The organism is Archangium sp. (genome assembly GCF_057119385.1).
Map to the genome: position 1 here is coordinate 1 of NZ_DBNGVP010000085.1, position 4,571 is coordinate 4,571.

Annotated in this window: 7 protein-coding genes; 2 read left to right on the forward strand and 5 right to left on the reverse strand. The window is 65.8% G+C overall.

The window, feature by feature from the left end; genetic code table 11:
• The coding region (locus tag AC16DP_RS20630; protein WP_483956827.1) for an Imm52 family immunity protein at positions 1-643 on the reverse strand (643 nt) is incomplete at its 3' end.
• A gap of 13 nt (positions 644-656) precedes the next feature.
• A complete protein-coding gene (locus tag AC16DP_RS20635) occupies positions 657-2,246 on the reverse strand; it encodes a Tox-REase-5 domain-containing protein (protein WP_329728235.1) in 1,590 nt (529 codons plus the stop codon).
• Between the two features lie 310 nt (positions 2,247-2,556).
• On the opposite strand from AC16DP_RS20635, the gene AC16DP_RS20640 reads away from it, so the two are divergent.
• Together AC16DP_RS20640 and AC16DP_RS20645 are read left to right on the forward strand one after the other, a co-directional pair.
• Positions 2,557-3,219 (forward strand): DUF2381 family protein, encoded by a 663-nt coding sequence (locus AC16DP_RS20640; protein WP_329728236.1) that lies wholly within the window; start codon positions 2,557-2,559, stop codon positions 3,217-3,219.
• A gap of 15 nt (positions 3,220-3,234) precedes the next feature.
• Positions 3,235-3,726: a serine/threonine protein kinase gene (locus AC16DP_RS20645; protein ID WP_329728237.1), complete on the forward strand. Its 492-nt coding sequence runs from the start codon at positions 3,235-3,237 to the stop codon at positions 3,724-3,726.
• Here AC16DP_RS20645 and AC16DP_RS20650 read toward each other — a convergent pair.
• The 3 genes from AC16DP_RS20650 to AC16DP_RS20660 form a co-directional block, all read right to left on the reverse strand.
• Positions 3,702-3,944: a hypothetical protein gene (locus tag AC16DP_RS20650; protein ID WP_329728238.1), complete on the reverse strand. Its 243-nt coding sequence runs from the start codon at positions 3,942-3,944 to the stop codon at positions 3,702-3,704. The genes AC16DP_RS20645 and AC16DP_RS20650 overlap by 25 nt on opposite strands.
• Positions 3,889-4,302, reverse strand: a complete 414-nt coding sequence (locus tag AC16DP_RS20655) for a recombinase zinc ribbon domain-containing protein (RefSeq protein WP_414640705.1) — start codon at positions 4,300-4,302, stop codon at positions 3,889-3,891. Before AC16DP_RS20655 ends, AC16DP_RS20650 begins: the two co-directional genes overlap by 56 nt.
• Before the next feature lie 143 nt (positions 4,303-4,445).
• Positions 4,446-4,571 (reverse strand): Imm52 family immunity protein (locus AC16DP_RS20660; RefSeq protein WP_483956828.1); only part of this gene is annotated, 126 nt, incomplete at its 5' end.

The following is a 4,571-nucleotide window of genomic DNA, read 5'->3' on the forward strand; positions in this document are numbered from 1 at the left end:
TGGCCGTCATGGGCTCGGGGGAGAGCACGAGGAGCCAGCCCAGCTTTCCCACCGGCTCGATGCGCACGGGCGCGGGCAGCGGCGGCAGCTTCCCCAGGCGGCGCGACAGGTACGTCAGCCAGCCCACGCGCACCTCGGACCCGCGCTTCTCCACGAGGTCCACCATCTCCGAGGAGCTGGCCATGGCATAGTCGGGGTCCCACGCCGTGGCCACACTGGTGAGCACCTCGGCCAGCACGGGTGAGCGGACCAACCGCTCCCAGACCGCGCTCTTCCAGAGTGGGTCGAGCAGGCAGGAATTGGGCACTCCCCACGGTGAGTATCCGCCACAATGCAGGTGAACGTGGATGGCGTCCTTCTTGGCATTCCACACCATCCGGCTGAAGCCCATGTCCTCGAGGACCGTCTTGCTGGCGCCGCGATGCCTGCTCTTCAGGAATAACTCTTCCAATTCCTTGAGTTCCAGGCGGACTGGCCAGCCCGGCAGCTCTCGGGGAAAACCACGGCCCGCCCGGTACCATTGGGCGAACGCCGGGTCACACCGCGCCAGCATGTTGAAGAAAAGCTCCGCACGGCGGGCGCACTCCAGCGCCGTCTCCTTGCGCGGACCCCAGTACGCCCCGACGTAGTACTTGTCCTGCATGCGTGCGCCTATCCTACTGTGCTGGCCGTGTGTGGCGGACGGTGATGTTCTTCCATCCTCTATCCTTGAAGATTGTGCCAAGGAACTCCGCCACCCTGGCATCGGCGACATGCCAGCTCACCGGCATCCCCACCTGCTGGGCCATCCTTGATTGATCCGCAGCTTGGTTCAGCATCTCGTCGAACTTGCCGGAATTCATGTACCAGTACTTCGGCGTGCCATCCACGTTGAAGAAGGAGCAGTAACCGGGACCCTTGGCCTCCAGCAGTTCCCCCAGCTTGATGCCATCGAACTCCACTTCCCCAATCATGTACACCCACCACGCGGGCCGCCCCGTCACCTGCTCCTGGTAGTCCTGGGAGCGCTTGGACTCATTGGTGGGCTTCTTGTACGTCCACCTGCCGGGGCTCCGCGCCGGAGCCTTCTGGGACGCCTTCCCCGCCTTGCCGCTCGCGCCGCCAGTGTTGCCGCCCCGGCCCTTCCCCGCCATGTGGAGGATGGAGAAGGCACTCAGGTCCACGCCCACCGTGCCCGCCGCGCCCGCCACCACGGCTTCGCCCAGCACCAACTCTCCCCTGGCCGTGAGCGACAGTCCTGGCAGGTCCGCTCCCAGTCCGCCCATGCGGCCCACCGTGGCCCGTGCGCCTCCGAGCAGCAGGAGCAGGTGCGTGGACAGGCGCGCCGCCTCCCGTATCTGGTCCTCCCTCGACATGGCCCCGTAGCGCGCGAAGTACTCGGGCGAGGTGGCAATCAGGTACGCCACCGTCGTGGGCAACTGCCCCAGGTCCTCCAGCGTGCGGATGGGGTTGAGGACGGAGTGCGCCAGCGCCAGCGTCATCTCTCCCAAGGCGTCCTGGGCCCCATCCAACGCGGCGTTGACTGGATCCCTCCCCAGACCCAATTCCGCCAGGGGCTCGCTGTCCTCGCGCCGCAGCGCCTCGGTCACCGGGTAGAAGATGCCCCCGTGTGAGAAGTAGAAGCCACCCACCACGAGGCGGCCCGCCCTCCACTCGCCTTCCACCAGTTGCAGAGAGCCCCGGCGTTGAAGGGGCGAGCCGTCGAGCGCGGCCACCAGGTAGCCGTCCGGACGCACCATCACCAACCACACGAAGCGCTCGGCGCGCCACTTCAAGTCCACGTAGTCCACGCGCTCGCCCCCTTCGAGCACCTCGCGCAGCAGCCAGCTCAGCGCCAGGCGTGGGGCGAAGCTCCGCTGTGTCACCGGCGTCTTCGCCAAGCTCCTCACGAGCTGGCGCGCCTGCTCCACGTAGAGCGCCGCACCCGCCGGATGACGGGCCTCTTCCCCGAGGCCACTGGCCTCCTGCACCACCTGGAAGAAGTCCTCCGTCTGGAAGAACTCCTCCGTCTGCTCGGGGAAGCCCCCAGCGGAGCCCTCCGGCGCTCCAGGCACAGCGGTGACGACGGGCTGCCATGCTCCGGCCCCCTCACGCAGCGAGGAGGACCGGGAGTGGAGGCCGAAGCCGCTCGTCAGGCTCGCACGCGGCGGGGCCGTGGCGCACCCGCCGAGGAGCACGGCCACGCTCATGGTCAGCACGAGCGCGCCGAGCCGGCGGCTGTGCGCTCCGATGCAATGAGTGGACATGCCCTGGACTTCAGGCGGACAGGACAGGGGCGGTCAAACCAAGAGATAGGGATAGATAGGGCCTTCCCCATGGGGAGGGCGGACTTCGAGATGGACAACGAGGACCACCACCTTCAGCCGCCCACGGGCCCTGAGCGCCACGGGGGGCCTGCCCATCAACCAACTCGCTCACCCGGGCCCACTTCTCCCTCATCCATCGTGCTTGGTAACACTCGGCTGGTTGCCCTCCACCCGTTCTGATAAGTTGGGCCGCGCCATGTGGAATCTCCTACTTCGCCGGTCTACTCTACTTCTCGCTCTCGTGGCATCCGTGGCCGGGGCCGAGGATCGCGAGCCCAACGAGCGGAACATCTACCTCTCGGACCATACGAGCCGAGAGGCACCTGACGTGTACGTCGTCGGCGGTATCGTGACCGTCCTCCGCTTGGAGCAGCCCTGCGATTCAGCGCGGACCAAGATGCTGGCATGGGAAGGTCGCTTCGAGCCTGTGGAGTGTGTCGGGAAACGGGTGCTTATCGAGCCCCTCCGTGATGTTGAGCCCGAAGACCGGCTCATGCTGCTGGTAACGCTCGCGGATGGAACGGAACTGCCCTTCACCGTGACATCACGTCAGAAGACCACCGATGACCGGACGGGCGATCAACAGGTCAACGTGTTCCGTGACCGCGAGGCCCCGAAAGCGGTGCTTGCGTCCCTGTACGATTCGCTGCGGAGGGAGGGGGAGCTCAGAGAGGTAGTCGAGCGTTACCGCAAAGAGGACTCAGTCAATCACGCTCTCGCTGGGCTCCTGGCGAAGGGGGCCACGAAACAGACGCCGTTTCAGGAGCGGTACGCGGCATTATTCAAGAGCCCCACGGGTGTGGAATTCCGCGTCTCCGAGACTGGCCCCGACCGGCTCGTGCTGGAACTCTTTCGGCAAGGAGACGGTCTGCGGCAGGCATGGGTCCATCTGGATAAACAACTGCTGCGTTAGTAGATCCCGCCCCTCATGGCTCCCGTTCGCTCACTGCTTCCTGCTTCTGTCCTGCTGCTTTGCGTGTCCTCCAGTTGCACGACGACTGGGGGCGTCTCCCTTCGCCCGGACGGCAGCCCCGGACCGGAAGCGTGCCCAGAAAAGGCGCTCGAAACCATGCGGCGTCTTGGCTTGAGCGTCGGGGACTCTTCCGATGTCGAACTGGACGTGAACCAGACCGACGCCAGCCCCATCACGCTGTTCGACGGTCCCGAGGAGAGCATGCTGAACAGCCCCCTCGGGACTCTTCCGGCAGTCACCCGTCTCTATGGACGGGTCTGGACAGGTGGCCAACAGGTCGTCATCCGGTATTACGAGGTGCATCCACCGGACGAAGAACCAATTCCAATTTGCGCTGTGGCTCGGCTCGCACGCGGTCAACTCAGGAAGAAACCCGAGTCCAAGCCAGGAACGGCCATTCTCGAATTCTCCAGCGCGGGGCTCTACATCGTGAACTCGTTCCGGTGAAGCACCGCACACGCTGAGCCGACCCAGAAACGAAGGTCGACCTCGATGGTTCGCATCTGCTCGAGCAGCGTGTCCATCCGGGTCCGTGCGTAGGTCTCGGCGAGGTGCTCCAGGGAGTCCTCGGCGCCCGACATGGCGGACTCGTCCTCTCTGATTTCGGCCTCAAGGGGTCCGTGCTCCGCTTCCAGCGGGGCTGTTCCCAGGAGTTGGGGGGCCATGCTGGAGGAACGCGACTTCAAGCGGTGGGTAGTGGACCGCCGCGTACTTGCAGCCCGCTCCGGTACGCGCCTTGAGGCACACGAGAGAGGTGTGGCGAGTCCTCTTGGACTGTCCCTTGTCGGCGTAGGCCATGGTGCCGCCGCACCGGCCGCACCGTGTCAGACCGCCGAAGAGGTTCTTGACCACGCCGTAGGCGTTCCTGCCGCGCAAGGGGGAGGGTGTATCGAGCAGAAGGGACCGTGCCCGCTGGAAGGTGTCTTCATCCACGATGGCCGGGAAGTAGCCCTGGATGGGCTTCTGAGCCGCCTTGCGCCGCTTCTTTCCGTCCGCGTACTCGGTCACATGGGGGGTGCACATGCCGATGACGGCTGATTCGCCAGGATGCGGCGGATGGTGCTCCGATGTCACAGGGGGGCTTGGAGCTTGCGCTGACTATTCTCGCGGATCATGGTTCGCGGTCATGTGCTCCTGCGGAGGTACTGTCCGAGCACCCGCTCGTGTCACTCGCTGGCGGGCCGGGGCTCGGGGCGTTCGATGAGGCCCGCCCGGTCGAGCAGCTCGCGCACGCGGGCGGTGAAGGCCACGTGCTCGGGGTTGCTGGCCGTCATGGGCTCGGGGGAGAGCAC